Genomic DNA, 26,151 nt, shown 5'->3' with positions numbered 1-26,151 from the left:
CTTTTTGTAAGGTCGGCGGTTTTTTTGAGTGCGGATGAAGGGACTCGAACCCCCACGCCGTATGGCACTAGATCCTAAGTCTAGCGCGTCTACCAATTCCGCCACATCCGCGAATTGCGGCGCAAAGATATATAAAAAATTTATTTTGCAATAGCTTAGCAGAGAAATTTTGAAAATGAAGCTTTAATTAACAGTAAACTTTTCAGTTTTTATGTTTTTTTACCTCCATTCAACAATGGTTCCACGGTTTTCATCCTGCAATTCTTTAGGAACAGATTCTTTCATTTCTCTCCAAAGCAGGTTTATTAATTTGTGTTTTGCAAAATGTCGTGAATACACAAGGCTGACTTCGCGCAGCGGTTTTAGGTTGGTAAAATTCTTTACATTGTACGCCCGCTTTTGCGACATGGTAGCTTTGGCAAGCTCCGGAATAAGTGTCAGGCCTCCTTCCCGGTCAACAATATTCATTAATGTTTCAAGCGAGCCCGCTTCAAAATGAAAGGGGAGCTGGCTATCGGTTGTTCCCAGGTAAGAACAGAGGTTAATTACCTGGTCGCGAAAACAATGCCCATCACTCAGCAACCATATTTCAGGCGTGGCAATGTCTTCAACCGTTATTTTATCCTGTTTATGCAATTTGTGCCCGCTATTGGCATAAATCAGCATCTCTTCGTAAAAAACAGGTTTCTCAATAATTTTTTCTTCATGTAAGGGAGTAACCAAAATTCCTACGTCGATGAGATCTTTCTGCAAAAGCTGAATGATATTTTCGGTAGTGGCCTCAACAACTTTTATAAAAATGTTTGGATACTTTTTTTTGTAATTACCTACAAAAATTGGCAGCAGGTAAGGTGCAAGTGTTGGTATAATGCCAATCCGCAGCATACCGGAAACCTGGTTTTTATGATCTTTTACAATGTTGTTAATTTCATCGGCTTGTTTTAGAACTACCCTGGCCTGCTCTATTATCCGAATACCCACATCGGTGGGAATAAGAGGTTGCTTACTTCTGTCGAAAATAATAATCTCGAGGTCTTCTTCCAGCTTTTTTATTTGCATGGAAAGTGTGGGTTGTGTAATAAAACATGCTTCAGCTGCTTTACCGAAATGACGATACGTGTCAACAGCAGCAATATACTCCAACTGGGTTAGGGTAATCATGGCGTAAGTCGATTTTTGTTTTTAAAGATAGAAAAAATCGATAACTAACGGCGTTTTGCAGGAGTTAATTCTATTTTGTAAAATGTGAGAACAGTGAGAGGTTGTGTTAATGCGCAGTTAGACAGAGGTTTGCTGGCGGTACCATTCAAATGCGGCAACTGCCAATGCATTTGATATATTTAACGATTTGCAGTTGCCCGGCATAGGAATATACACCTTTTTATTGGCCATGGAAATTATTTTTTCGGGTAATCCGTGCGACTCGCTTCCGGCAAGCAAAATGGTTTTTTTAGGTAGTTTTTCGTTAAAAATATTGTTTGCACCGGTGCAGGTTTCTAAAATTGTTAACTTAAACTGTTGGTTTAAAAGTGCTAAAAAATCTCTTTCTGAAATAAAGCGCCAGTTCATTTGGTCGAAAGAAAAGCCGGCTGTTTTTTTGATTTTCGATTCACGGTGATTTTCATTTTCTTTTATGAATAAGGCTTCGGAAGCTCCCAGGTTGTGGGCAAGTCGAATTATTTTTCCAATGTTTTCGGCATTGGCTAAATGCCAGGCTGCCACAATAATTTGCGAACTTTTGGGAAAATTTTCGTTAGCGCGGGAAGTGAAAAATTCTACAGAGTTGGTGTTCATGCTTGTTCAACTACTTTTCTTTGTTCCTATTAAAATACTACTTTTGCACAAAACAATAAAGATGAAGATTTCTGTTCAATACCTGTTCATTTTAGTAATACTATTTTTTGTTTCTTGTGGCCCTTCGGATGAAGATAAGGCACGCATAAAAATTGATATGGCGAAGAACCTGTTACTGAAGAATGATACTGCTGGGGCTATTCGTCAGTTAGATAGTATTCCGAAGTTATTCCCGGAAGCCGTTTATTCGGCCAATGCTGCAAAAAACCTGCTTCAGGAAGTACGTTTTGAACTGATGCAGCGCAAAGAGGCTGAACTCGATTCAGTGAAATTGCAGGTTGCTGAGCTTGAAAAATCGTTTGTAAAAGAAAAGACAGAATTTGACAGGTATACCCAATATATTCATAAACGTCAAACGTTTAAGCGCGCCTGGGACCGGTCGTACATTCAGGTGCATTTAGATGAGCGTGGCGAGTTGTACTTAAGTAGTAATTACCACGGCGAGAACTGGTTAGACCATACCGGGTTGCGTGTTTACGATAGTGGTGATGATGCTAAAACCGAAAAAATTCCGATCGGAACGGTTGATAATCATCGTAGCGATTTTATGGAAGCAAAATGGGAAAAAGTATCGTACCGAAAAGGAAAAGATAATGGAGTAATGGAATTTATTGCTGCCAATGTAGATCGAAATCTTAAAGCTGTTTTTCTGGGAAAAGAGTATTATTATATCCTGCTTGAAACCTACGATAAAGAGGCTGTTCGCGATGCGCTGGCCTTGTCGAAAGCCTTAAAACGGAAAGCAAAACTTGAATCGGAAGTTAAAGCTTTGCAAAAACAACTGGGTATTAGCTAAAGCTGCTAACTTTTCTTTTTAATTTTAAGTTTTTGCCCGATAAATAATCCCCTGTCGTTTTTCAGGTTGTTTAAACGCATAATTTCATCTGCCGAGATTCCGGCATACTTTTGCGCAATATCCCACAGGGTATCACCTTTTCGTACCGTGTAATATTCGTAGGCCGGATCGAGAGGTTTAGTTTCGCGGGCTTTGGTTGGAGTGCTTGATTTGCCTATTGATGCCTGCTTTTGGGCAAAGGTCATGGCGTTAACTTTTTCGTACGTGTCTTTTTCCTTTTCAGGAACATAAATGGCCAGCTTTTGCCCAACACGAATCATGTCGCGATTTATATTATTCCAGTACCTCAGGTCGGATGCCCTTACCTTAAACCACGAAGAGATGTAACCAACATTGTCGCCCGATTTTACGGTGTACACAACTTTTGCTTTTCCTTTAATATCAACTGGAGTAAAATAACTGCTTGTGCTTGTTGTTGGATTTATCAGCGTATTATTCGGGAAATACTTTTCGCGTTCGAAGGCATAAATTGTAGTGTCGAGACCTACAAAATCCAGAATCACATCGTTAGGTAAAACCAATGGATAAGGTTTGCTCTGTTTTGCGGGAATAACATCTCGCCGGTACATTGGATTTAATGCACGAAGCTCTTCTTTTTCAATTTTAACTTTTGCACAAATCTGGTTAAAATGCAGGTAATCGTTAACCATTACCGTATCTGCCGATAGTTCAATCTCGGGGTAGCGTGCAATGAGCTGATGCTCTTTGTGGTATTCAAAAGCATAGGTGGCAGCTATAAATGCCGGCACATAACCTCTTGTTTCCCGGGGCAGTCGGTAATAAATTTCCCAGTAATTGGTTTTCCCGCCCGAGCGACGAATAGCGCGATTAACATTTCCGGGGCCACAGTTGTAGGCCGCAATTGCCAGGTGCCAGTCGCCATAAATATCGTATAGTTTTTGCAGGTACCTTGCTGCGGCGTCAGTTGCTTTTACAGGGTCGCGACGCTCATCAACAAAAGACGTAATTTCCAGTTTCATGTTTTTTGCCGTGACATACATAAATTGCCACAGGCCATTTGCTCCAACACGCGACCGCGCTGTAGGATTGAGTGCGGATTCAATAATGGCCAGGTATTTTATTTCGAGGGGCATGTCGTATTTATCCAGCGTTTCTTCAAAAACAGGAAAGTAGTAGGCCGATAAACCCAGCATCACTTCAACCAGATCGCGGCGTTTTTCGGTATACATTTTTATGTAGTTTTTTACTACCTGGTTGTAGGTGAGGTCAATCACCTGCTCAATATCCTGCAGGCGCTTAAGATATACCGAATCCGGCAAGTTGCGCGGATAGTCAAGTAATTTAACTTCGGATGTGTCAAGATTAAAACGCTTTTGTATATCCCACGATCCCATTAAACTATCCATTTTTTCCGAAAAAATAGCATTCAGTTTGTCGTCGGGTTCCATTGAGAAAAAGTCGGTGGTATCAGCACTGGAAGTAGTGTCGGCACTTACAAACATGGTGTCGGTAACCTGGACAGCTAATGCATCGATATGCTCTTGTGCCCAACTATTGCTGAAAAAAAGTATTGCTGAAAGAGAGAATAGGAATCTGCTTATTTGCTTCATTTTAGAAAGTAAAAGTACAACTTACTCCGTAAACGTACTGGGTTTTATGGTATTGCATTGTAGGTTGCCAGTTAAATGTCAGGTCTTCGCTAATATCAAAATCGAAGAGGTGCGCATCAACACTGGCATCGATAATATTCAGGCCATAAAATCCTACCATGCTTATAATCAGCAGGTCGCGATTTCGCCGGTAGTAACTTTGTTGTTTGCTAAGGCCTGTTTTAAAATTGTTATAATCGGTTGGGTCGTCAAGGTCGTAATATTCAGATGCTTCCAGATCTTCATACGACCGTGTATTCTCATCGCCATCGGTAAGGTCGCTGTAGGCTTGTTTTAGAATTTTGTAATTGTCGTTATTCCAGTGAATAAAGTATCCGATGGTACCAAAGCCCGCGTAAATGATGGGGATTTTCCAGTATTTTTTGTTGTAAGCCTGGCCCATACCGGGCAAAATAGCAGAATAAAGTGTTGCTTTTTTGGGTGAATGTACGTATTCTTCTTCGGCATTTGCCTGAGCCACAACAGCCGAGTCTTGCTCAGTTGTTTGTCCCAGCGCAGCGGTGCCCATAAAAAGCAGAACTGCCGGAATCAATATTTTTAAGAAAAATACGCGTTTAATCACACTAAAAATTTTGCGCAAAAATAGAAAACTCCCTAAGTATTTGTGTGATCCTTAAGTTTTATTTTTGATTTTCAATTATTTTAACAATTCTTTCCAGGTCTTCCTGCGACTTGAACGGAATAGTTATTTTGCCTTTTCCTTTGTCGTTAATGGCAAAATCGATACGTGTATCAAATAGTTTGTCGAGTTGCGTTTTCACCACTTGGTATTCTTTCGGGAATTTTGGCTTTTTCGTGTCGCTTGCTTTCTCACCGTTGGCATTTAAATCGCGTACAAGTTCTTCAACTTTTCGCACCGAGAAACCATGTTTTATAATCTGTTCGAAGATCATAATTTGGGTGTCGGCTTCTTCAATATTAATAATGGCGCGTGCATGGCCCATTGATATTTGTTTGTCGATTAATCCTTTCTGAACGATGGCGGGAAGTTTTAATAAACGCAGGTAATTGGCAATGGTTGAGCGTTTTTTTCCCACACGTCCGCTTAGTTCTTCCTGGGTATATTCCAATTCATCCATCAATCGTTGGTAGCTCAAAGCAATTTCAATGGCATCAAGGTCTTCGCGTTGAATGTTCTCAACCAAAGCCATTTCCAGCATGCCATCGTCTTTGGCTTTACGCACATAGGCCGGTATCTTTTTTAGTCCGGCCAGTTGCGAGGCCCTGAAACGGCGTTCTCCGGCAATAATCTGGTATTTGTCGTCGCTTATTTTCCGTAAGGTAATGGGTTGGATTAAGCCAATTTCTTTAATTGAAGCTGAAAGTTCCTGTAACGCTTCATCGTCAAATTTCGACCGGGGTTGAAAAGGATTTGCTTCTATTTTGCTCAGTTCAATCTCATCCATGCCGGCGCTTTGTTGCATTTTTTCAGCATCATCAATAAGTGCGCCCAGTCCTCTTCCCAATGCATTCCTTTTTACCATCATAGCTTAGTTACAGATATTTAGTTTATAACAACATTGTCTTTGTCTTGCGACATTTTAGTCATCGCATTGCGTTGTAAAATTTCGCGAGCCAGGTTCATGTGGTTAATGGCTCCTTTCGAGCTTGCATCGTACAATACTACTGGTTTGCCGTAACTTGGTGCCTCGCTAAGTTTTACGTTCCGCTGTATAACGGTTTCAAAAACCATTTCCTGGAAATGATGTTTAACCTCCTCGTAAACCTGGTTCGACAGGTTTAAGCGACCATCATACATGGTTAATAAAAAGCCTTCTATTTCCAATTCCGGATTCAGCCTGTTTTGTATGATTTTAATGGTATTCAGCAGTTTTCCAAGTCCTTCCAATGCAAAATATTCGCACTGAACCGGAATGATTACTGAATCAGACGCCGTAAGTGCATTTACCGTAATTAATCCCAATGAGGGGGAACAATCGATAAAGATAAAATCGTAGTTGTCTTTTAACGATTCAAGGGCGGTTTTAAGCACTTTTTCCCGATTAGGTAAGTTCAGCATTTCAATTTCTGCCCCTACCAAATCAATATGAGAAGGTATTAAATCCAGGTTTTCGATATCCGTATTTAGCACGGCCTTTTCGGCCTCTACTTCGTTTACAATACATTCGTAAATACTTGATTGAACATTGCGTAAATCGAAGCCCAGTCCGGATGTGGCATTGGCCTGTGGGTCTGCATCAATAATCAGTACCTTTTGTTCGAGAACAGCCAGGCTGGCAGCCAGGTTTATCGTTGTGGTTGTTTTACCAACTCCTCCTTTCTGATTTGCTAACGAAATTATTTTTCCCATTTATAGCGTCTTTATCATTTATGAGCGGTTTCAAAGTTAATAATTTACCCTAAACCAAAGAGATATTTTTTAGTGGAGGAGGTGGGATTATTTAGTAAGGGCTTGGGTTTGAATACTAAAGCGTTTAAATTTTTTGAGATTTCATCTCTTTCTTGAGCTTGGTTTGGTCAACCGGCACAACTCCAAGCTTCTCGCAAACCAATCCGCCTGCCAGGTTCGACATTAATGCCATTATTTTTGGTGGCAATCCGGCCGCCATGGCTAAACTGGCAACACTGATAACGGTATCGCCGGCACCCGAAACATCGGCAATATCTCTGATAGCAACCGGGTAATATTGTTCTTTTACTCCGTTGCTAATAAATACTCCCAACTCGGAGAGTGTTATAAAAATCAACTTTAATTCTTGTTGATTTTTAAATTCTTCAGCTGCTTTTTTGAGGCTTTCCAAATCACCTTTTACCAAAGGCAAACCGGTACCATCCACAAACTCTTTAAAATTGGGTTTAAACAGCGAAACATTTTTGTAATGCCTGAAATTGCGTCTTTTAGGATCCACAGCAGTTGGAATTCCTTTGGTTTGCGCAAGGTCGTTGATAGTTTTAAAGAGGTTTGGAGTAACTACTCCCTTGTCGTAATCCACAAAAATAATTACATCAACCGGATTCGAATTGATTTCTTCAGTAATGGACTCAATCAGCTTCAATTCCATCTCTTCTGAGATATAGTCTGTTGATTCTTCGTCAACCCGAACAATTTGTTTCCCGGCGCTTATAATTCGGTTTTTTACTGTAGTATTTCGCGAAGAATCGATAAAAATCCCATTGTCAGAAACATTACGTTTTACCAAAAGCTTCTGAAATTCTTTTCCGTTCTCGTCGTCGCCCACCACTGAAAAAAGTACCGGTGTTGCTCCCAATGCCTGCACATTACGCGAAACATTTGCTGCACCTCCCAGGCGGTTTTCGCGCTGAGTTATGGCAACAATCGGAACCGGAGCTTCAGGTGACAGACGATCTACTTTTCCCCACAAATAGGTGTCAACCATTGCGTCGCCAATGATTATGGCACGCATTTTCGAGAATCGTTCGAATATTTGATTTACTTCTGTTTTATCCACAAAACGATGTTAAGGCCACAAATCTATAAAAAAAACAGTGGTAGAAAAATGTCAAAATGCAAATTTTATGATGTTTTTGTGTTTCGATAGTTAGGCCGGATCAACATCGATATTAAAAATGCAATTGCCGTTGGCTGGTAACTGTTTTACCGATTTAACACCCGCAACAATTTCTGCTTTCACCAAATCGAGGTTTAACTTTCGGTTTATTTTTATCCAGATTTCTTTATGGTGCCACAACTGAATACGGCTGATTAACGGATATTCAGGGCCCATAACCAACAGCTGTTTGTGGTTTTTTAGTTGTTGAGCCAATTGATTGGCTGCACGATCAACTGTTTGCACATTTTTATGTTTTACCACAATTTTAATGAGCCGGTAAAATGGGGGATATTTAAACAACTGTCGTTCTTCAAATTGTTCTTTTAGGGTAGCCTGGTAGTTTTGGTCTTTGATTAGTTCGATAAGCAAATGGTCGGGTTGCGAAGTTTGAATAACCACTTTGCCTTGCTTGTGTTTTCGGCCTGCACGGCCGGCCACCTGCGAGATAAGCTGGTAGGCACGTTCGTGTGCTCTGAAGTCGGGGAAATTAATCAGGTTGTCGGCGTTTAAAATACCCACTACGCTTACATGTTCAAAATCGAGCCCTTTGGTAACCATTTGTGTTCCAATCAGAATGTCGGTTTTTCGATCTTCCAGGTTTTTAACAATTTTGGCAAAGGCATTTTTCGATTGTGTTGTATCTAAATCCATACGTGCAATCCGGGCATTGCGAAAAAGGCTTTTTAATTCATCTTCTATTTTTTCGGTACCATAGCCTCGCGTTTTTAATTCAGGCGATCCGCAATTGTCGCAAGTTTCAGGCAACTGGTAACTAAAACCGCAATAGTGGCAGTTTAAGCGTCTTTTGTATTTGTGGTAAGTTAAACTAACATCGCAATTACGGCATTTGGGAATGTGTCCGCAGGTAAAACACTCAACATAAGGCGAGTAGCCACGGCGGTTCTGAAAAAGAATGATTTGCTCTTGTTTTTCAAGCGCTTCTTCCATTAGCTCGTACAATTCGGGCGTTAAAAACGAGCGCATTTGTTTTCGCTTATAGGCGCGTTTTATATCGGAAATAATAATCTCAGGCAGTTCCATTTCCGAGTGCCTTCTCATTAGATTTACTAACCCATACTTGCCTTTTAGGGCGTTGTAATACGATTCGAACGACGGTGTTGCCGAACCCAAAAGTACTTTGGCATCGTTTTGATAGCCCAGTACCACAGCCATGTCGCGGGCGTTGTAACGTGGTGCCGGGTCGAATTGCTTAAACGAATTTTCATGCTCTTCGTCAACAATAACAATTCCCAGTTTTGAGAAGGGCAGAAAAACGGCTGAGCGTGCCCCTAAAATAACCTGATAGCCTTCCTGGGGATTTTCGTTAAAACGTATTACTTTTTCCCAAATCTCTACCTGCTCCTGGCTGTTTAATTTTGAGTGGTAAATACCAACTTTATTGCCAAATACATTTTTCAGGCGTTTTACAATTTGCGTGGTTAAAGCTATTTCGGGTACCAGGTACAAAGCCTGCCGGCCTGTTTTAATAATTTCGTCAATCAGGTGGATGTAGATTTCAGTTTTTCCGCTGGCGGTTATGCCGTGTATTAACGTAACCTGTTGCGACTGAAATGTTTCTTTTATGTGGTTGTAGGCTTTTGCCTGGTGTTTATTTAAAAGGTTTATACTTACCTGCTCGATGGGTTCTTCCTCGAGACGAGATACCTGTTTTTGTGTTTCGGCAAGTATTTTCTTTTTAACTAACTCTTTAACCAGGTTGCCCGAAAAAGAAGTGCCGGCCACTAATTCTTTTTTGGGTATTTCATCAAGCTGATTGTTGGAAAAGGTATTCGTGGCAGCGCAAAAGTGCAAAAGTAACTGTTGCTGTTTTTTTGCACGTTTAAGCAGGTCTATTTTTTCATTCAATGTTTTTTCGGACTGAATGCTGTGGTGCAGCTTTACAAAAGCTTCGGTTTTGGGTTTATACTTGCTACTAATTTTTTCTTCGGCATAAACCACTTTCTTATTAATAAGCGACTTTAAGGCCTGGAACGAAAACTCGGTTCCCAGCTTGTGTTCCAGTTCCGATAACAAAGACACATCTTCCTGCAACTGCCGGATAATCAGTTCTTCTTTTGTGCTTAAGGCCAGGGGTTCATCAATTCCGGTTAAAAATAATTTCGATTTACTTTCAAGTTTAAGGCCGGTTGGCAGAGCGGCTCTAAAAACATCGCCTAAGGTGCAGCAGTAGTATTGGGCCAGCCATTGCCATAATTTAAAGTTAGTTGGAAAAATAATTGGATGCTCATCAAGTATTTCAAGCACTTCTTTCACTTCCAGACCTTCCGGTTTTTTATCCGAAAGAGCGCTGACCAATGCTGCATAAAGTTTCTTTTTACCGAACTGCACAATAACCCGTTTTCCTGCAGCAATGTTTTGCTGCAATGGCAAGGGGACTTTATAAGTATAGCTGTCGTGTAACGAAAGCGGTAATATTACTTGTGCAAAAAGTTCAGGCATAAAAGAAAATGCTTTCTTAAAAGTAAGCTAAAAAATGAAATGTAATGAAAAAATTTATTCGAAGTTGCTGTGAATCCAGGCGGCCACATCATCCATTAGCCATTGTGGAGTGGATGTTGCCCCACAAATTCCAACCGATTTTACTTCATTAAACCATTCTTTTTTTATTTCCTCGATACGGGAAATACGGTGCGATTTAGGATTAACCTCTTTACAAATAGTGTACAGGTATTGCCCGTTTGAGCTTTTTTGGCCTGCAACAAAAAGAATCATGTCAAAACGGCCGGCAAATTTTGTAAGGTAAGGTACCCGGTTTGATACCTGACGGCAAATGGTGTCTTTTATTTCAACCGGAACTCCCGGGTTGGTAGTTTCCTTAACTTTTTTTGCAATTTCATGAAAATCCTCGATACGCTTGGTGGTTTGCGAGTAGAGAGAAACCGGGCGATTTTTATCGATTTTGTCTACATCGGCAATACTTTCGATAATAATGGCATTGTGGCTGGTTTGCCCGTTGAGCCCTTCAATCTCGGCATGTCCTTTTTTGCCGTAAATAACTACCTGCCCATCTTGTGGGGCGTGTTTCGAATACGAACTTTTTACTTTTTCCTGAAGGGTAAGTACAACCGGACAAGTCGCATCAATTAGTTCAATATTGTTGGCTTGGGCATAGGCGTAGGTTTCGGGTGGCTCGCCATGGGCACGTATTAATACTTTACAGTTGCTTAAAGTAAAAAACTCTTCTTTCGAAATGGATTTCAATCCCATTTTTTCGAGCCGTTCAACCTCCATGCCGTTGTGTACAATATCGCCTAAACAGTACAGGCGCTTTGTTTCCTTTAACTCATCCTCTGCTGCTTTAATGGCGTTAATAACCCCAAAGCAAAACCCCGACCTGTTATCTATTTCAACAATCATTTTCTTTTAGTCTTTCTTTTACTTTCTTAACGGCCCAATCGAGTTGTTGTTCGCGGGTAAGTTCACTATTATCAAGAATTATGGCATCGTTGGCTTGTTTTAAAGGGCTAACAGCTCGTGTAGAGTCAATTTTGTCGCGTCCTTCAACATTGGCCAGTATTTCTTCTAAGTTAACCTGTTCCCCTTTTTCGCTTAGTTCAAGGAAACGGCGGCGGGCACGTATTTCCGGCGAGGCGGTCATAAATATTTTTAGTTCAGCATCGGGAAAAACAACGGTGCCAATATCGCGACCATCCATTACTATACCCTTATTTTTGCCGTTTTCGCGCTGCTGGCGAACCATTTCGTGGCGCACTTCGGCAATGGTACTTATGGGGCTTACGTTCTCCGATACTTCCAATTGGCGGATTTCATCTTCAACGTTCTCACCATTCAGAAAAGTAGTGTTTTTTCCTTCTTTTTCATCCCACTTAAAGGTGATTTGAATGTCTTTAAGTCCTTCAATAATTTTTTTTGTAAACGGAATTTTATTTTCAATCCATCCTTTGCGCAGTGCCACCAGCGTAACCACACGGTACATGGCTCCGGTGTCGATGTAAACGTAACCAAGTTGCCGTGCCAGTGCTTTGGCCATGGTGCTTTTTCCACAAGATGAGTGGCCATCTATGGCGATGATAATCTTTTTTTCGTTCATGGTTCTTCAGGAATTTGAAACAAAGATGGGGAAATTTTAATTAAGATTCAATTGTCCGTTTTTAGAATTTGTTATTCAGGTTAATGGATACTGAAAACAGATTGGACGAGCCGGCCAGGTGGAAACGCGATATGGCATAATCGAAATGAAAGCGTTTTATTTTTAAGCCAAATCCGGCTGAAAAACCAACCGTTGATGCTTTGTCGTTGAATTTTAACTCCTGGCGTCGTTGATAGTTATAACCTACCCGCAGGGTGAAATTTTCGGATGGCAAAATTTCTGCACCTAAAACTACATGTCGCATCATTTGTTTGGCAAAACTTTCCTGCCGCTGGTGAATGGTTTCGCCTGTAAAATCCTGTTCTTCTACGGGTGTTGACAGGTCCCAGTGGTTGAGGTGCTGCAGGGTGGCTGAAAAAATGAGCGGGGCATGTTTTAGCCGTTTGCTTAATCCGGCCTGAATATTTAGCGGAATTCGTTCGCGGTCGGCTCCATCGTAATAGGTAGTAATTTGTGTTCCCAGGTTACGTGCCACAAGAGCAACTGTGGTGTATCCGTCTTTGCTTTTAAAACTGGCTCCAATGTCGGCCGCAATACCAAACGACTGGTAACTTTCGAACGACGAAAGAATTGGTTTTAAGTTGACTCCGTAATTCAGGCGTTTGTAGCTGTTGGAGTAAATAAGGTTTAGCGCATATTCAGCCGCGTTAAATGTGGCGCCGGTGAGTTCGCCGGTTTCTGTAGCTTCGTCGAACTGGCCGTAATTGATGTAATGCATTCCAACAGCAAAATTGCCAATGCCCGGGTAAGTTTTGGCGTACGAGGCATAGCCATAGTTTACATCGGCCAGGTAATTTACATAGTTCACCAAAAGCCGATTGTCCATGTCTTTGTGAAGCAGTGCAGGGTTAGCGTAGGGCAGGTTCAGGTCGCCCGAATCGGATAGGGCTACCTGCGTGCCACCCAAAGCGGCAATGCGTGCCGAATTGGTGAGCTCCAGAAACTGGTAGGTATATTCTCCTCCAATTTGTGCCTTTCCGGTTAAAACTACTAGGCTAAGTAAAAGTAATACGTATATTTTTCGCCTCATGCGCGATTGTCATTTTTTCTAAAACGCCAAAGGTATTTATTTATTATTACAGGCGAAACAGATTGAGAAAATTCTGTCTTGGCACGAAGCCTTTCGCTTGCTCGAATTGCGTATTTTATTTTCAGTATGGGCAGCAGGCTATGGGTTGAGTTCCATAACAAGAATTCGTTTAATAAAATACTCGCAGCTCTTATCATAGTTGTGTAAGAGTCCGCTGGCAAGCAAATGCAAAGAGGTATTTCCGGCAATAGCTTTGTAGTCTAAAAAGCTTGATACCAACGAATCGTTGGCGGCAATTGTGCCGAGTGCCGGGTAAAAGGTGCCCGGATGGTTTTCAATACGACGGGGCTCGTTTTTTAATTCATTGGCAAGGGAGTGAATCTCCTTTTTGTCAATAGGAATAATCGATTCCTCAATTTCCGAACCTTCAAAAAGCAGGTTAACAAATCCATCTTCAATCCAAACCGAGTCGGGGTAGATGGAGTCGTAGGTGGCAAAAAGCCGGTTGGGCAGATAGCGGGTATGCAGCTCTTCGCCTGGTTCCCATATATCTTCGGTGCTGCCATCGGATAGTGCTTTTAAGTAGGTTTTTAAGTTAGATGTATTGTTTTTACTACCGTATTTCTTTTCAAGAAAACGTTCAAAATCATACACCATTTCATTGAGGAACGCTGTTTCTGTTTCTCCAAGCGCGGCTTCAAACTGGCTGATATGGTTAGATTTTACCGATTTGTGAGGGCTACATGCGATAAAAAGTGGTAGAATTAAAAAGAAAATGTAACGTTTCATTTTGGTATTGAAATTAGTGTGACTGTTAAAACCAGTTTAGTTTGGGGTTAAAATAAACAAAGAGCAGAACAACTATAAGCAGTCCGGTAATAATACTTAAAACAATAGTGCGATAGCCACTTTTTCGTTCTTCCAGCAATTCGCTTTGTAACTTTTGCTTGTAGCGCTCAGTATAGGTTTTGCTTTTAAGGATAGAGAATTCGCGTTTTTTAATGTGGTAATAACTGCTGACACCAGGGCCGGAAGAGGGCTCTCCGCCACCGCCATCAGGTTTACTGCGTTTGCCTAAATATTTTCTTGGTTTCATTGTTGAAATCCAACGCTGCATTCCGAGGCCATTGTAACCCATGTGTTGGTTTTTCTGTTATGCTATAAAGTTAAAAACTTTCTTGTTTTAGTGCCTCAAAAATTTCTAAAACAACGGGGCAGGTTTCGCAATTTTTGTGTGATAAGTCGAGGATTTGGTAAAAACGTTTTCTATCGGTGTGTGGGTATTCGCGGCAGGCTTTTGGGCGGCTTTCGTAAACCATGCAATAGTTGTCGGGTAACAGAAAAGGGCAGGGGTGTTCTTTAAAAACAAAGTCGCCGTCTTCGTCAATTCTGATGTATTGCTCAATAAAATCGGCCACTTTCATTTTCAGGTGTTTGGCCAGTCGATCCAGATCTTTATCAATAAGGCGTGGGCCTATTGTTTTGCAGCAATTGGCGCAATCAAGGCAGTCAAAATAATCAAATGCTTCGTAATGCAGCGCATGTACAACATCGTCGAGCCGTTTAGGTTTTTTCTTCTTCAGCTTTTTTAGCAAGGCTAAAGTTTCAGGCCTGTTTTTGTCGGCAAGTAATTTTAATTCTGCGGGTGTTTTGTAATTGATATTCATTTGGTGCGCAAGGTATATAAAACTTTTGTTACCCCTTACCCGTTCAGCCGCTCCTGTTGAGCAAAGAGCCGGGTTATTCCAATTGTAGAGGTTTTGCATCAGGGAGTTTTTATGTTTTAAGCGAAAATGTAAACAGGAAAAAGGGTAGGAAAATAACAATGCAACTACTTCCGGTGTACCTCAATCGCTTTTCGCCGTCCATTGCTTTCTCTTCTTTTTAGTTGCGAAAGGAATAGCCCGCTAACAACCACAAGAATTCCGATTATTTTTTGTAGGCCTAATTCATCTTTCAGAATAAAAAACGACAAAACTGCAACAAAAACCGGGATTAGGTTTACAAACGTATTTGAGCGGGTTACCCCCAGTTGCCGAACACTTTGCGTAAAAAATACAAAGGCAAAGGTTGAAGAGAAAACTGCCAGCAAAATAATAGCTCTGAATGCCTGCGGATGAAATGGTGTTTGTATGAAATCTTTTACATCGATTAACAACCAGATGGGCAAAAACAGCATTACTCCAATAATATTTTGGTAGGCAATAATGGTTAATGTATTGTAACGCGCAGCCAGGTTTTTTAAAATAATAGAGTAGGCAATAGCTGAAATAACTGCCATAAACTCGAGGCTTACCCCCAGGGGCGATGCATCAAAACGGAAATTGCCGTTTAACACCACCAGTCCAACTCCTGCAAACGACAAAAGTAAACCGGCAATATTCATGACTTTAATTTTTTCTTTATGAAAATACCAGGCAGCAATAGGCGTAAATAAGGGAATGGTTGCCACAATAACTGCTGCTACTGTAGATGAAACATATTTTAGGCCGTAACTCTCGCCCAGAAAATATAAAAACGGTTCGAAAAACGACATGAAGAAAAAGAGTTTGTAATCGGCTTTAGCGGGTTTTTGCAAACGTTTTAGCAGCAGGGCTATAATTGTTATTAGCACTGCCGAAATGGCCAGCCGGAAAATAACAACTGTAATGGGCTTGTAGGCGATAAAAGCAATTTTAAACCATACAAACGAAAAACTCCAGAAAAAAACGGCGCCAAGGGCCGAAAGTATTGCGGTTAATTCTTTGTTTTTCATTCTGCAAAATTGAAGCAACAAAAGTAGGAATTTTATGTACAGGCAAAAGTGGGAATAATGCAGGAAAAATCACATATTTGTGAGAATTACAATTTGACTACTAAATTATTACCTAAAACCAAGTAAAAATGAGTTTAAAAAAGATGTATTTAAAAACCTCTGCAGCAATTGTTTTTGCAGCTTTGTTACTGCCCTCATTCTCTGGCTGTACTTCTGCAACTAAAAAAGCCGACGAGAAAAGTGTAGAAACAGAAAAAGAGCTCTTTATCGGGCTACAGTTATGGTCGGTAAAAGATGCAATGAAAGCCGATGTTGCCCGAACCTTAAAAGCAGTTGGCGAAATGGGCTATAAGTTTGTGGAAACGGCCGGCTATGCCGATGGTAAAATTTACAACCTTGATCCGCTTGAATTTAAAAAGTTGTGCGAAAGCAATGGCTTACAATTTTTAGGAGCACATACCGGACAAGAAGTACCTGGCGAAGAAAACTGGGATGAAACCATGGCCTGGTGGGACACCTGTATTGCTGCGCACAAGGCTGCCGGTGTAAAATGGATTGTTCAGCCCTGGATGGGAGGATCGGCCTACGAAAGCTTTGACGGTTTAAAAGCCTATTGTAAATATTTTGACGCTGTAGGCGAAAAATGCAATGCTGCCGGAATTCGGTTTGGCTACCACAACCACGACAAAGAATTTACCACCGAATACGAAGGAAAACCGCTTTACGACTGGATGCTGGAATTAACCACAGCAGAAAATGTGATGTTTCAGCTGGATTTATATTGGATACATGAAGGAGGAAAAAATGCCCTGGATTATTTTGAAAATTACCCCGGGCGGTTTGAACTTTGGCACATAAAAGACGAAAAAGAACTGGGCGAAAGTGGAAATATGGACTTTGCAGCCCCGTTTGCACAGCGCGAAAAGTCGGGCGCCCAATACGGGATTGTAGAAGTGGAGCGGTATAACTTTGAACCGCTTGAAAGTTGCAAAAAAAGCCTGGATTATTTAAAAGCGCAGGATTTTGTAGATTTTTACGAGTAGTATTAATTCAAATCAGCAAAAAAAAAGCGCTTGCCGGATAAAAATGGCAAGCGCTTTTTTGATGTTGAGCCGCTTAAAACTTCCCAAATTTGAAGGTCATTCCAACATTAAACCCGCGCAATACATCGGCACCGGTGTCGTATAATTTAATATCCGAAGTTAAGCGGTAGCTTCCAAACGCCGCAATTCTGAAAAAACGGGTAAGGTTAACTTCCAGTTCAACACCGGGTTCGAATACAAAAAACAAGTCGGTATCGTATTCATGGGTGTAGTTCCAGTCCCAATCCCAACGGTTGTGTTCTATCAGCGATATGCCTCCCATACCCACAAGTATCGGAAACGAAACATGTACCGGCTTTGTGCCACCAACAATGGGCTCAAAAAACAAACCGCCGTAGCCACCTGCTAAAAAAAAGCGCTCTTCCGGATTGGGGCGATAATCGTAATGTTCTAAATCGTTTACAAAACCATAGCCGGCCAATCCAATGGCAAACGAATGGTCGAAAATAAATGCACCACGGGCACCGGCAACCATGGCATCGCGCCCGTCAATTTGTGTATATCCAACGCTAAATGCCCCGTAACCGCCGTTGCTTTTTCGGTTCGAGAAAATGGTTTCCACCTGGTCGTTGTAATAGTCGTCCTGGGCATAGGCCAAACCTGTGGCCAAAATAAAAGCCAATAAAATTGTTAATTGTTTCATGTGTTTAATATTGTTTATTTCCTATGGTAACAAATGGAACTCCCGATGAATTTTAATTTTTCTGGATTGTGGAATTTAGACTACTAAAAATCATGGTTGTTTCCTGTGTTTTCTGAAATTGATTAAGTAATTGTTTTTTAGCTAAAAAAGATATTTGATGGTAAAAGCAAAATCGAATAGCTCCAGGTTGAAGAAATCGCGGCCAAGCACATCAACATAGGGTTTTACCTCGAAGCCCACCGAGAGCGGTACCTCGTAAAAAAGGTATTCAACACCAACCAGAGCATCAACTCCGGCCAGCAGTGCTGTGCGCTCTTCGTACCAGCTGGTGTTGTTTTGCACATAGTATTTATCCCACTGCTCGTAACCAAAATGTACTCCAAGCCCGTAAAAGAGCGATAATTGTTCTGAAAAAGCGAAAAGATCATACTGGTGAAATTCTTTAAAAGCATGCAGCTGAATTCCGTCGTCGCGTGTAGCCAGCAGGAATTTGTAAGAGTTGGCATCATCAGTATAAAAGCGGTATTCAAACCCCGATGAAAGCCCGCCACGTATGCCAACAGCCTTGTTAAAAGTTTGAGCAGAAAGGGCTAAGGGAAAACTTAAAAGAAGAATAACGAAGAGACGTTTCATAGCCAATGGGATTTTAGTTATTACTGATTACGCTTCCCGAACCGGAGATACTCGTTTTTACTTCAGGACTTCCGTAATAAAATACATTGCCGCTGCCCGAAATTCTGGAATCGAGGTAATGGTCAACATTTACCCACATATCGCCCGAGCCAGAGGTGGTTGTTTTGCAGTTATAAAGGTCAAAAGAATAGCCATTAATAGTTCCCGAGCCGCTAACAAGAAAACTGGCATTGTCGGCAGCACCGGTTAGCTCCATACTTCCCGATCCTGAAAGCAAAGCATCAATTTCATTGGCTTCAAAAGCAGCAATTAATCTTCCCGAGCCGGAAAGAACAAGGTCCATTTTGTTGGTGTAAAAATAGTTGGTAGTTATGGTGCCCGATCCACTGAGTTTTATTCCTTTCAGTTCCGGCGTTACAACATAAACTTCCATAGGGAGGGTGTTTTTTAGGTTTCGTATTCCTTTTACTTCAATCTGCAAAGCATCACCTTTAACAAAGGTTTCAATGTATTGCAACAGGTTTTCATCGGCGGTAACAAGTACATCGTTTTTGGTGCCTTCGGTAATGTGAACCCTAAAATTACCTGACGAATGAACACGGTCGAAGTTCGAAGTTATTCTGCTCTCTGAGGCCTCTATTCCATTGCCTTTCACCGTAATGTCTTCAATACAACTGCTTGTGGAAAAAATTATGGCAAGGCCATAAATGAAAAATTTAATTGTTTTCATGACTAAATAGTTTTCTGTCGGGAAAGTTTGCTTAATTGTTTTCATGGCTTTGGCAAATTATTCCCGGGTGGTTAATAATTGTTTGCTTTCTGTTTTTAATGACAGGTGTTTTTTGAAAGGGTTGCAAAATGTGTGCTAAAAAATTTAATCGAACAGATTTTAATAGGCTGCTCGAATATTTATATTCCCTGAATTGGCATTTATTCTGAGCTTTTCAGGGCTTTCTGCCTGCTTGCCAAAATACCCGGTTATAAGCATTTCTTTTTCTTTTTCATCGAGCATTTCTTCTTTTACGATAATAAAATCAGGGCCTAAATCAACTTCTGCTTTTGTATTTTTTAAGTTGTACGAAAAAGCCGATTCCCGGCTAAAATAGAGGTTAATGTCAGTTGATTTTGATTCGATGTTAACGTTGCTGAAATCGGCTGCTGTTTTTTCCAATTCAATATCGCCGTACTCGGCCTGAATTTTAATGCGGTCGGCCAACTCGTTTATTCTGAATGATGTAAAACTGCTGCGTGCATCCAGTAATTCTATCTGACGAATTCTGAATTTGTCGCGTCGCGAGTTGGCTGAAAGGTTTTCAACTTTCTGCAGCTCAAATTCGGTTGATTTACTTTGAATACGCACTGTTCCCATATTCCTTACAAAGAGTTCACTAAAGTTGCAGTCTAAGCGTCCTTTGCTGATGCTGTTCACCGATGCATCGGCAAAATTAAGGGTAAGGTTTAGGGTGTTTATAAAGTTATGCGCTTTTAAATTACCATTTGACAGGGTAATATCTGCTTCGCCTTTGTAGTCGCCAATATAAATATCGCCAAATTTATTGTCAACTTTCAGGCGGTTCGAGTCGGGCATCCAAACGGTATAGTCTACCTGTACGTTTCCATCAGAGCTTAACAGTGTTTCTTTAAATTTTTTAATTTCACGTCCCAGGGTGCTTCTGTTCTTTTCAACAGCAGTGCGAACAATCAGGTAATGCTCGCTATTGGTAATGTCAAAATCAATTCCATCAATCGATTCTTCGAGTTTCGACAATTTTTTTTCTTCAACACGTATGCTTATCCGAAACCTTACCGAATCTTTGTCCCAGTTTTTAATATCAATTTTGCCGTATTTGTTTGATATTTCTATTTGCGTTTCAGGCGTAATGCGGTAGGTTTTTGTTATTTCACGGGTGTCGGTAAATTGGGCACTAACGCAAAATGGCACCATTATAACGATAAGCACGGTAACTATTTTCCATTTTATTCTTCTCATTTTTCCCCCTTCTCTAGCATTTTATCTGGTCAAGTACATCATCGCAAAGCTGAAGCCTGTATCGGTTGTTCTCAATCATGGCCTCAATAACGCTCTTGTTCGAAATATTTTCTTCAAGGTCGTTTTTTAGCAGCAGGTACATACTTTCCAACTCGTTTAAATCAGTTTCAATATCTTCCTTTAATTCCGGAAAAGTATAGTAGCATTTCTGTATTTCCTTAAGTTTCTGATTTACCTGGTGCGAGTAAAATGCTTCGGCCTCAATTAGTTCCATTAGCTCAGGGTCAGCATTTTCTGCCATGCTTTTCGTGTTTAAAAAGCTGCCTTGCCAAATAACCAGGGTAGTTACTACCAATACAACGGCCACAACCGCTATTCTTGAAAGATAGCGACGCAAAGGAATTACTTTTGGTTTTTGGGTGCTTGCTTCAATTTTGGCCCACACATCAGGCGATGGGGCACGAAAATCAAATTCTTCGCGATTGGTTTTTACAAAATCTTCTAATTTATTTGTTTTCATAAGGCTTATGAATTATCCATAGCATCCCCATGGGTTTGTTTTAATGTTTCAACAATACGGCGCTTTGCGCGCATAAACTGGCTTTTCGATGTGGATTCGGTAATGCCTAAAATCTGTGAGATTTCGGCATGGTCGTATCCTTCAAGTAAATACAGCGAAAAAACCATTCTTCCTCCTTCCGGTAGTTTTTCCATGGCCTTTGTAATGTTTGCTACGGTATATTCCGGTTCATAATCGTTACTTTCCTCTGTTGCATCATAGTCGTATATTTCTTCGCAATAAGTTAGTTCTACTTTCTTTTTATTTATAGCGTTAATGCAGGTGTTTACCACAATTCGTTTTAACCAGGCTCCAAAGTTCGACTCGTATCTAAACGATTCCAGTTTTAAAAAGGCCTGGGTAAAGGCTTCCTGCAACATATCTTCTGCTTCTTCACGGTTGTTCATCATCCGGTAACTAATGTTGAACATGGCTTTTGAGTAGAGCGCATACAACTCGTAACGAGACCGGTTGTCCCCCTGTTTACAGGCTTCAATAATTTTTTTATGTATGTGCTCTTTTTCTCTCAATTGTTCAACTTTCAATTTTAATGACAAGAATATCAATGGGAGGTTGCAATTTAAGGATGTGTTTTTACAAAATATCAAAAGTGTATTCAAAAAAAAGCATTCAAAAAGTATTTTTTTTGAGTACTAAAAGAATAAAATATTTATATTTGCACCCGCAAAACAAATGGTGGATGTAGTTCAGTTGGTTAGAACGCTGGATTGTGGTTCCAGAGGTCGCCGGTTCAAATCCGGTCTTCCACCCTTTTAAAACCCCAGTTTTACTGGGGTTTTTTTATATTCCTCTTTTTGAAGACGATTGATCAGGATACAAAGTCCCGGTGAAGCGGGACTTCTTTTTCTTCTTCTCTAATCATTATTTTTTTTAGACACAAACCGCCAAAGGTTTGCTGCCACAGGTATAACATTTTTGTTGAACCTGTATTTTGTTAACTGATAATATGGAGAAGAATGACGATAGACAAAGTTGTAACGTTTCTTTCACGATTTATACCTTTCCCCGAAATTGGAGAAGTACAGGTTTTTGCCGAATGGAAAAATAAGGTGCTGATAATTATGCTGGGGGCATTTGTTTTAATTGGCCCCATTGCGTTTATTCCGGGTGTTGCCTTTGGTATAAAAGAAGGCGTTTGGGGGCTTGTAATTTCCAATACGTTTATTTACAGCGTTTTTGTAATTGTAGCTTTTTCAAAAAAAATTGGAGCACAGGTAAAAGTAATAATCAGCACCCTGATGTTTTTTTTACTCGGAATTACTGTCTTCCTGCTAATTGGTACCCGAGGGTCTGCTTTTAACTGGATGTTTATTTTTGTTCTTCTATCGTGTTTTTTTTATGGCTACAAGGGATTAATCTATTCCGAAATTCTTTCCACTGTAGCTTTTTTACTGCTTTATGTTCCTATTCATTTTAATTCGCCATATACGGTTGATTTAAATGCCTACGGAAAATTCGGATGGGCTGTAAATGTGATTCTGTTTCTTTGTGTAACAGTGTTTTTCTCTATTTTGCTTAACGAAATGCTTCGCAATCTCGATCAATCGCTAAAAAAGGAAAAAAACGTTTCTGCTTTATTGCGCGAAAACAAGTTGATAATGGAGGCAGAACGCAACAGAGCGAAAGAAGCTGATATGCTAAAATCGCAGTTTTTGGCGAATATGAGTCACGAAATCCGAACCCCAATGAACGCTTTGCTTGGATTTTCGAATATGCTTGGTGAACCGGGATTGCCAAAGGAAATGATTGACAGGTACCGGAATATAATTACCGTTTCGGGCGAGCAGTTGTTGCGAATTATTGACGACATTATTGATGTTTCGAAAATTGAGTCGAACCAAATGAAAATTGAGTTGTCAAGGGTGAATGTGATTAAAAGTTTATACGAAGCCCTGGATATTGGTACCAACAAAATTCAGGTGCAGAATAAGAAGTTAAGTATTGAATTGCAAATCCCGGAAAAAAACGCTGATTTTCATATTGTAACGGATGAAATACGCTTCAAACAGATATTAACCAATTTGATTGATAACGCTATTAAATATTCTGATAGTGGAACCATAAAAATTGGTTACAACCTAAAAAGGCAGGAAAAAAGGGTGGAGTTTTTTGTGAGCGATGAAGGACCCGGAATTCCGGAAGCTGAGCAAAAGCTGATTTTTGACCGGTTTTCACAGGCATCGAATATTGAGTTTAAAAAAGGAACCGGACTTGGTTTAACCATTGTGAGTGGACTGTTACAACTGCTCGGTGGTAAAATATGGTTAACATCTGAACCCGAAAAAGGGAGTACTTTTTTTGTGATGCTTCCGCTTGAAGAGCAGCTGGAAGAAGAACACAATGCCACACCGCAAACTGATGTGTCTTTACTGCCCAATCTGTTGGGAAAAAATATATTTATTGCTGAAGACGATGACAGCTCCTACCTTTTAATCAATCACAGCGTGAAATTAACCGGCGCTGCTACAAAACGTGCTCAAAATGGTATTGAACTGCTGCAAATGATGGCGCATGAACTTCCTGATTTGGTATTGCTCGATATTAATATGCCCGAAATGAATGGCCTGGATGCTTTGGTGAAACTGCGAAGAAACTGGCCACATCTGCCTGTTATTGCTCAAACAGCTTATGCCATGCCCGAAGAACGAAAAAAATGCCTCGACTATGGCTGCAGCGCTTATATTGCCAAACCCATTAAACAAAAGCAACTGTTTGATTTATTACGTTCTTATCTGCAATAAAACTAACTTTAGACTTTAATTTGAAATGCATGAACAGTTCAGCAATTATTTTAGCCGGTGGAAAAAGTAAACGCATGGGCACCGACAAAGCCTTGCTCGGGTTTGGCGGGAAAACCTTGCTCGAGCGGGCAATAAATCTGTGTAAATCGTTCTCTTCAGAATTGTTGATCAGTTCAAATCACCAATCGCACTCTAATTTTGGCTACCATGTTGTGGCAGACGAGGTAAAAAATTGTGGGCCAATGGGTGGAATATATTCCTGTTTAAAACAATCTGAAACAGACTGGAACCTGGTGCTTAGTGTTGATGCTGCTTTTGTGGATAGCGATTTTTTAACATTTCTTATAAGCCAAACCGGAAACTTCGATGCGGTAGTGCCTACTTCTGCCTCAGGTGCTGAGCCACTTATTGCCCTATACCATAAAAGCAGTCTTCCCATTCTTGAAAATATGTTGCAATGCGGCGATTACAAGATGCATAATTTTATTAATAAGCTGAATACAAATTGGGTGGATGCAACTGCACAGCTGAAGCGAAATAAAAAGTTGTTTACCAATCTTAACCGGCCTGAAGACTTGTAATTAACCAAACTCAGAAATACTTTGCAATCGTTTTTTGTCGGCAATTAAAATATCTTTCCCAAAAATTTTAATGATTTTGTCTTTTCGGAATTCCGACAATGTACGGATAACATTCTCGGTTGTCATTCCAATATATTCGGCAATTTCGCGCCGCGATATCGGAAGTTCAAATTCATCTTTTTTATAAATGTAATCAGAAAAGTAGAGCAACACATGGGCAATTCGTCCTTTCAGGTGTTTGCGCTTAATATCAAGGTTGTCGAGAATAATTTTATCAGTCATCTGGCTAATGTGCATCATCAAATCCATGGAAAACATGGCGTTTTCCTGCGCATATTTTTTAACCATATCAAGTTGTAATATACACACGGTGGTTTCTTCAATGGCGGTAACCGAGTATTTGTATTTGTTCGACGAAAATACCGACAGGAGGCTTACAAAGTCAAATGGTTTTGAAAAGCTGATAATCTGATCTTTGCCATGCAACGTCGCTTTTGAAAGTTTTACCAGGCCTTCCTTCATGTAAAGAAATTCGTCAATGGGGTCGCCTTCGTTTATAATTATTTCTCCTTTCGAATATTGCCTTTCCACTTTCAGGTCGCATATATTTGTCAGTTCCTCGCTGTTTACATGAGCAAAGAAAATACTTCTCAACTGGCAATTTTCACAAGTACACATCGTGTCGCCCATAATCCTGATTTTTCGCATTTCGTTAATCTGCAATGTACCAATTTCTTATGATATTTATTACACACTGATAATTATCATAACAGGTTATACAGCATGCCGCCGGCTGAGCGGTAAATTTAAAACGCAGATAAACCAATAGAACGAATTGAAATGAAGAAATTAGTTATCCTGGGTGCCGGAACTGCCGGTACAATGATGGCCAACAAGTTGAGGAAAGCACTGGAGCGGGAAGAATGGTCGATTACTATTGTTGACCAGTTTAAAACCCATTATTATCAGCCCGGTTTTTTATTTATTCCATTTGGTATATACCAAAAAGAAGATGTGATAAAACCAAAGTCTGATTTTATTCCGGCAGGAGTAAATATGGTTTATTCGGCAATAGACCGCATTGAGGCCGACACCAATAAAGTACATTTGGAGGGAGGGAAAATACTGAATTACGACTTTCTTATTGTAGCAACGGGCACGAAAACTTTTCCGGAAGAAACTCCCGGGTTAAAAGATAAACTTTGGTATGAAGAAATTTTTGATTTTTACACTGTTGAAGGGGCCATGGCACTGCAAAAGTATTTTAAAGGCTGGGAGGGTGGAAAACTGGTGATGGCCATTACCGAATTGCCTTATAAATGCCCGGTGGCTCCACTTGAGTTTGTTTTTTTAGCCGATGCCTTTTTTACCGAATTGGGTATACGTGAGAAAGTGGACATATCGTATGTTACTCCTATGCCCGGTGCTTTCACAAAACCGGTGGCAACAAAAATGCTGTCCGAGCTTCTGGCTGAAAAAAATATTGAAGTGATTCCTGACTTCTATATCGAGCGGGTAGATAATGACGCGAAAAAACTGATTTCATACGACGAAAAAGAAATTGATTTTGATGTGCTTACGGTGGTTCCGGTAAATATGGGCGACGAAATGATTGAACGAAGCGGATTGGGCGACGATATGAATTTTATACCTACCAATAAGCATACGCTGCAATCGGTCGCACATGAAAATATTTTTGTTTTAGGCGATGCTTCCAATATCCCAACATCAAAGGCAGGGTCAGTAGCTCATTTTGCTGCCGAAATTCTTTTCGAGAATTTGTTGAGTGCCATTGAAGGTAGGCCTTTACTGGCAAAATTCGACGGCCATGCCAATTGCTACATCGAAACCGGTTTTGGAAAAGGTGCACTTATCGATTTTAACTACGATACCGAGCCGCTTCCGGGTACATTTCCGTTACCGGGTATCGGGCCTTTTGGCTTGCTGAAAAATACCAAAATCAATCACTATGGCAAGGTGATGTTTCGGTGGATTTACTGGCACATCTTACTTAAAGGAAAAGAATTGCCCGTAGAACCACTGATGACCATGGCCGGTAAAAAGAAGGTGAATTAAGGAAGGGAACCCG

The 26,151-nt window shown here is 40.5% G+C and carries 27 protein-coding genes and 2 tRNA genes; 6 read left to right on the top strand and 23 right to left on the bottom strand.

Annotated elements, in window-relative coordinates; translation table 11 throughout:
• Positions 1–29 precede the first annotated feature (29 nt).
• The 3 genes from QZ574_RS07980 to QZ574_RS07970 all read right to left on the bottom strand — a co-directional run bounded on the left by QZ574_RS07980 (position 30) and on the right by QZ574_RS07970 (position 1,794).
• Positions 30–111, bottom strand: a tRNA-Leu gene (locus QZ574_RS07980).
• A gap of 108 nt (positions 112–219) precedes the next feature.
• Positions 220–1,161 (bottom strand): LysR substrate-binding domain-containing protein, encoded by a 942-nt coding sequence (locus QZ574_RS07975; protein WP_297088606.1) that lies wholly within the window; start codon positions 1,159–1,161, stop codon positions 220–222.
• A gap of 117 nt (positions 1,162–1,278) precedes the next feature.
• Complete coding sequence (locus tag QZ574_RS07970; RefSeq protein WP_297088604.1) at positions 1,279–1,794, bottom strand: TrmH family RNA methyltransferase; 516 nt, start codon at positions 1,792–1,794, stop codon at positions 1,279–1,281.
• A gap of 61 nt (positions 1,795–1,855) precedes the next feature.
• Between QZ574_RS07970 and QZ574_RS07965 the strand changes: the two genes are divergently transcribed.
• Positions 1,856–2,650 carry a hypothetical protein gene (locus tag QZ574_RS07965; protein ID WP_297088602.1) on the top strand — a complete coding sequence of 265 codons (795 nt, stop codon included), beginning with the start codon at positions 1,856–1,858 and terminating at the stop codon, positions 2,648–2,650.
• A 5-nt stretch (positions 2,651–2,655) separates the two neighbouring features.
• Here QZ574_RS07965 and QZ574_RS07960 read toward each other — a convergent pair whose 3' ends face one another.
• The 13 genes from QZ574_RS07960 to QZ574_RS07900 form a co-directional block, all read right to left on the bottom strand.
• Positions 2,656–4,281, bottom strand: coding sequence for a lytic transglycosylase domain-containing protein (locus QZ574_RS07960; RefSeq protein WP_297088600.1), 1,626 nt, complete (start codon positions 4,279–4,281; stop codon positions 2,656–2,658).
• Between the two features lies 1 nt (position 4,282).
• The gene (locus QZ574_RS07955; RefSeq protein ID WP_297088598.1) at positions 4,283–4,903 is read right to left on the bottom strand and encodes a DUF5683 domain-containing protein; all 621 of its coding nucleotides are present in this window, start codon (positions 4,901–4,903) and stop codon (positions 4,283–4,285) included.
• A gap of 58 nt (positions 4,904–4,961) precedes the next feature.
• On the bottom strand, positions 4,962–5,828 hold the full coding sequence (locus QZ574_RS07950; protein WP_297088596.1) for a ParB/RepB/Spo0J family partition protein: 867 nt from the start codon (positions 5,826–5,828) through the stop codon (positions 4,962–4,964).
• 17 nt (positions 5,829–5,845) lie between these two features.
• The gene (locus QZ574_RS07945; protein ID WP_297088594.1) at positions 5,846–6,652 is read right to left on the bottom strand and encodes an AAA family ATPase; all 807 of its coding nucleotides are present in this window, start codon (positions 6,650–6,652) and stop codon (positions 5,846–5,848) included.
• Between the two features lie 124 nt (positions 6,653–6,776).
• On the bottom strand, positions 6,777–7,772 hold the full coding sequence (locus tag QZ574_RS07940) for a bifunctional ADP-heptose synthase (RefSeq protein ID WP_297088592.1): 996 nt from the start codon (positions 7,770–7,772) through the stop codon (positions 6,777–6,779).
• Positions 7,773–7,862: 90 nt separating this feature from the next.
• Positions 7,863–10,334, bottom strand: coding sequence for a primosomal protein N' (gene priA, locus QZ574_RS07935; RefSeq protein ID WP_297088590.1), 2,472 nt, complete (start codon positions 10,332–10,334; stop codon positions 7,863–7,865).
• Positions 10,335–10,388: 54 nt separating this feature from the next.
• On the bottom strand, positions 10,389–11,252 hold the full coding sequence (locus QZ574_RS07930; RefSeq protein WP_297088588.1) for a 4-hydroxy-3-methylbut-2-enyl diphosphate reductase: 864 nt from the start codon (positions 11,250–11,252) through the stop codon (positions 10,389–10,391).
• Positions 11,242–11,946, bottom strand: coding sequence for a (d)CMP kinase (gene cmk, locus QZ574_RS07925; RefSeq protein ID WP_297088587.1), 705 nt, complete (start codon positions 11,944–11,946; stop codon positions 11,242–11,244). The genes QZ574_RS07930 and cmk overlap by 11 nt, the downstream gene beginning before the upstream one ends.
• Positions 11,947–12,007: 61 nt before the next feature.
• A complete protein-coding gene (gene porQ / locus QZ574_RS07920; RefSeq protein WP_297088585.1) occupies positions 12,008–13,036 on the bottom strand; it encodes a type IX secretion system protein PorQ in 1,029 nt (342 codons plus the stop codon).
• A gap of 138 nt (positions 13,037–13,174) precedes the next feature.
• Positions 13,175–13,825 (bottom strand): hypothetical protein, encoded by a 651-nt coding sequence (locus QZ574_RS07915; protein WP_297088583.1) that lies wholly within the window; start codon positions 13,823–13,825, stop codon positions 13,175–13,177.
• A gap of 25 nt (positions 13,826–13,850) precedes the next feature.
• Positions 13,851–14,174, bottom strand: coding sequence for a hypothetical protein (locus tag QZ574_RS07910; protein WP_297088581.1), 324 nt, complete (start codon positions 14,172–14,174; stop codon positions 13,851–13,853).
• Between the two features lie 28 nt (positions 14,175–14,202).
• Positions 14,203–14,802, bottom strand: a complete 600-nt coding sequence (locus QZ574_RS07905) for a YkgJ family cysteine cluster protein (RefSeq protein WP_297088579.1) — start codon at positions 14,800–14,802, stop codon at positions 14,203–14,205.
• Positions 14,803–14,867: 65 nt separating this feature from the next.
• Positions 14,868–15,791, bottom strand: a complete 924-nt coding sequence (locus QZ574_RS07900) for a DMT family transporter (RefSeq protein ID WP_297088577.1) — start codon at positions 15,789–15,791, stop codon at positions 14,868–14,870.
• Between the two features lie 128 nt (positions 15,792–15,919).
• Between QZ574_RS07900 and QZ574_RS07895 the strand changes: the two genes are divergently transcribed.
• The gene (locus tag QZ574_RS07895; protein WP_297088575.1) at positions 15,920–16,834 is read left to right on the top strand and encodes a TIM barrel protein; all 915 of its coding nucleotides are present in this window, start codon (positions 15,920–15,922) and stop codon (positions 16,832–16,834) included.
• Between the two features lie 73 nt (positions 16,835–16,907).
• Here QZ574_RS07895 and QZ574_RS07890 read toward each other — a convergent pair whose 3' ends face one another.
• From QZ574_RS07890 to QZ574_RS07865, 6 genes are all read right to left on the bottom strand, one after another.
• On the bottom strand, positions 16,908–17,537 hold the full coding sequence (locus tag QZ574_RS07890; RefSeq protein WP_297088573.1) for a hypothetical protein: 630 nt from the start codon (positions 17,535–17,537) through the stop codon (positions 16,908–16,910).
• A gap of 141 nt (positions 17,538–17,678) precedes the next feature.
• Complete coding sequence (locus tag QZ574_RS07885) at positions 17,679–18,170, bottom strand: hypothetical protein (RefSeq protein ID WP_297088571.1); 492 nt, start codon at positions 18,168–18,170, stop codon at positions 17,679–17,681.
• 13 nt (positions 18,171–18,183) lie between these two features.
• Entirely contained in the window at positions 18,184–18,900 is a 717-nt protein-coding gene (locus QZ574_RS07880; protein ID WP_297088569.1) for a head GIN domain-containing protein, read from the bottom strand.
• A gap of 159 nt (positions 18,901–19,059) precedes the next feature.
• Positions 19,060–20,160, bottom strand: a complete 1,101-nt coding sequence (locus QZ574_RS07875) for a DUF4097 family beta strand repeat-containing protein (protein ID WP_297088567.1) — start codon at positions 20,158–20,160, stop codon at positions 19,060–19,062.
• Positions 20,161–20,173: 13 nt separating this feature from the next.
• A complete protein-coding gene (locus QZ574_RS07870) occupies positions 20,174–20,680 on the bottom strand; it encodes a hypothetical protein (RefSeq protein ID WP_297088565.1) in 507 nt (168 codons plus the stop codon).
• A gap of 5 nt (positions 20,681–20,685) precedes the next feature.
• On the bottom strand, positions 20,686–21,264 hold the full coding sequence (locus tag QZ574_RS07865; protein ID WP_297088563.1) for an RNA polymerase sigma factor: 579 nt from the start codon (positions 21,262–21,264) through the stop codon (positions 20,686–20,688).
• Positions 21,265–21,414: 150 nt separating this feature from the next.
• Here QZ574_RS07865 and QZ574_RS07860 point away from each other — a divergent pair.
• From QZ574_RS07860 to QZ574_RS07850, 3 genes are all read left to right on the top strand, one after another.
• Positions 21,415–21,490: transfer RNA gene (locus QZ574_RS07860), tRNA-His, on the top strand.
• A gap of 206 nt (positions 21,491–21,696) precedes the next feature.
• A complete protein-coding gene (locus tag QZ574_RS07855; RefSeq protein ID WP_297088561.1) occupies positions 21,697–23,481 on the top strand; it encodes an ATP-binding protein in 1,785 nt (594 codons plus the stop codon).
• A gap of 29 nt (positions 23,482–23,510) precedes the next feature.
• Positions 23,511–24,062 (top strand): molybdenum cofactor guanylyltransferase, encoded by a 552-nt coding sequence (locus QZ574_RS07850; RefSeq protein WP_297088559.1) that lies wholly within the window; start codon positions 23,511–23,513, stop codon positions 24,060–24,062.
• Here QZ574_RS07850 and QZ574_RS07845 read toward each other — a convergent pair whose 3' ends face one another.
• On the bottom strand, positions 24,063–24,716 hold the full coding sequence (locus QZ574_RS07845; protein WP_297088557.1) for a Crp/Fnr family transcriptional regulator: 654 nt from the start codon (positions 24,714–24,716) through the stop codon (positions 24,063–24,065).
• 186 nt (positions 24,717–24,902) lie between these two features.
• Here QZ574_RS07845 and QZ574_RS07840 point away from each other — a divergent pair, with 186 nt between their 5' ends.
• Positions 24,903–26,138, top strand: a complete 1,236-nt coding sequence (locus QZ574_RS07840) for an FAD/NAD(P)-binding oxidoreductase (protein ID WP_297088555.1) — start codon at positions 24,903–24,905, stop codon at positions 26,136–26,138.
• The last annotated feature ends 13 nt before the right edge of the window (positions 26,139–26,151 follow it).

Origin of the sequence: uncultured Draconibacterium sp., assembly GCF_913063105.1 — a bacterium.
Taxonomy (GTDB): Bacteria; Bacteroidota; Bacteroidia; order Bacteroidales; family Prolixibacteraceae; genus Draconibacterium.
Note: the sequence above shows the minus strand (reverse complement) of the source record. Positions and strands in the feature narration are given on the sequence as shown.

Excerpts from the sequence above, each read along its gene's own strand:
- QZ574_RS07970 (WP_297088604.1), bottom strand. The coding sequence starts at position 1,794 with ATGAACACCAACTCTGTAGAATTTTTCACTTCCCGCGCTAACGAAAAT.
- QZ574_RS07840 (WP_297088555.1), top strand. The coding sequence starts at position 24,903 with ATGAAGAAATTAGTTATCCTGGGTGCCGGAACTGCCGGTACAATGATG.
- QZ574_RS07915 (WP_297088583.1), bottom strand. The coding sequence starts at position 13,825 with ATGAAACGTTACATTTTCTTTTTAATTCTACCACTTTTTATCGCATGT.
- QZ574_RS07930 (WP_297088588.1), bottom strand. The coding sequence starts at position 11,252 with ATGATTGTTGAAATAGATAACAGGTCGGGGTTTTGCTTTGGGGTTATT.
- cmk (WP_297088587.1), bottom strand. The coding sequence starts at position 11,946 with ATGAACGAAAAAAAGATTATCATCGCCATAGATGGCCACTCATCTTGT.
- QZ574_RS07905 (WP_297088579.1), bottom strand. The coding sequence starts at position 14,802 with ATGCAAAACCTCTACAATTGGAATAACCCGGCTCTTTGCTCAACAGGA.
- priA (WP_297088590.1), bottom strand. The coding sequence starts at position 10,334 with ATGCCTGAACTTTTTGCACAAGTAATATTACCGCTTTCGTTACACGAC.
- QZ574_RS07870 (WP_297088565.1), bottom strand. The coding sequence starts at position 20,680 with ATGAAAACAAATAAATTAGAAGATTTTGTAAAAACCAATCGCGAAGAA.
- QZ574_RS07950 (WP_297088596.1), bottom strand. The coding sequence starts at position 5,828 with ATGATGGTAAAAAGGAATGCATTGGGAAGAGGACTGGGCGCACTTATT.
- QZ574_RS07850 (WP_297088559.1), top strand. The coding sequence starts at position 23,511 with ATGAACAGTTCAGCAATTATTTTAGCCGGTGGAAAAAGTAAACGCATG.
- QZ574_RS07880 (WP_297088569.1), bottom strand. The coding sequence starts at position 18,900 with ATGAAAACAATTAAATTTTTCATTTATGGCCTTGCCATAATTTTTTCC.
- QZ574_RS07975 (WP_297088606.1), bottom strand. The coding sequence starts at position 1,161 with ATGATTACCCTAACCCAGTTGGAGTATATTGCTGCTGTTGACACGTAT.
- QZ574_RS07855 (WP_297088561.1), top strand. The coding sequence starts at position 21,697 with ATGACGATAGACAAAGTTGTAACGTTTCTTTCACGATTTATACCTTTC.
- QZ574_RS07945 (WP_297088594.1), bottom strand. The coding sequence starts at position 6,652 with ATGGGAAAAATAATTTCGTTAGCAAATCAGAAAGGAGGAGTTGGTAAA.
- porQ (WP_297088585.1), bottom strand. The coding sequence starts at position 13,036 with ATGAGGCGAAAAATATACGTATTACTTTTACTTAGCCTAGTAGTTTTA.
- QZ574_RS07875 (WP_297088567.1), bottom strand. The coding sequence starts at position 20,160 with ATGAGAAGAATAAAATGGAAAATAGTTACCGTGCTTATCGTTATAATG.
- QZ574_RS07965 (WP_297088602.1), top strand. The coding sequence starts at position 1,856 with ATGAAGATTTCTGTTCAATACCTGTTCATTTTAGTAATACTATTTTTT.
- QZ574_RS07960 (WP_297088600.1), bottom strand. The coding sequence starts at position 4,281 with ATGAAGCAAATAAGCAGATTCCTATTCTCTCTTTCAGCAATACTTTTT.
- QZ574_RS07910 (WP_297088581.1), bottom strand. The coding sequence starts at position 14,174 with ATGGGTTACAATGGCCTCGGAATGCAGCGTTGGATTTCAACAATGAAA.
- QZ574_RS07890 (WP_297088573.1), bottom strand. The coding sequence starts at position 17,537 with ATGAAACAATTAACAATTTTATTGGCTTTTATTTTGGCCACAGGTTTG.
- QZ574_RS07885 (WP_297088571.1), bottom strand. The coding sequence starts at position 18,170 with ATGAAACGTCTCTTCGTTATTCTTCTTTTAAGTTTTCCCTTAGCCCTT.
- QZ574_RS07900 (WP_297088577.1), bottom strand. The coding sequence starts at position 15,791 with ATGAAAAACAAAGAATTAACCGCAATACTTTCGGCCCTTGGCGCCGTT.
- QZ574_RS07895 (WP_297088575.1), top strand. The coding sequence starts at position 15,920 with ATGAGTTTAAAAAAGATGTATTTAAAAACCTCTGCAGCAATTGTTTTT.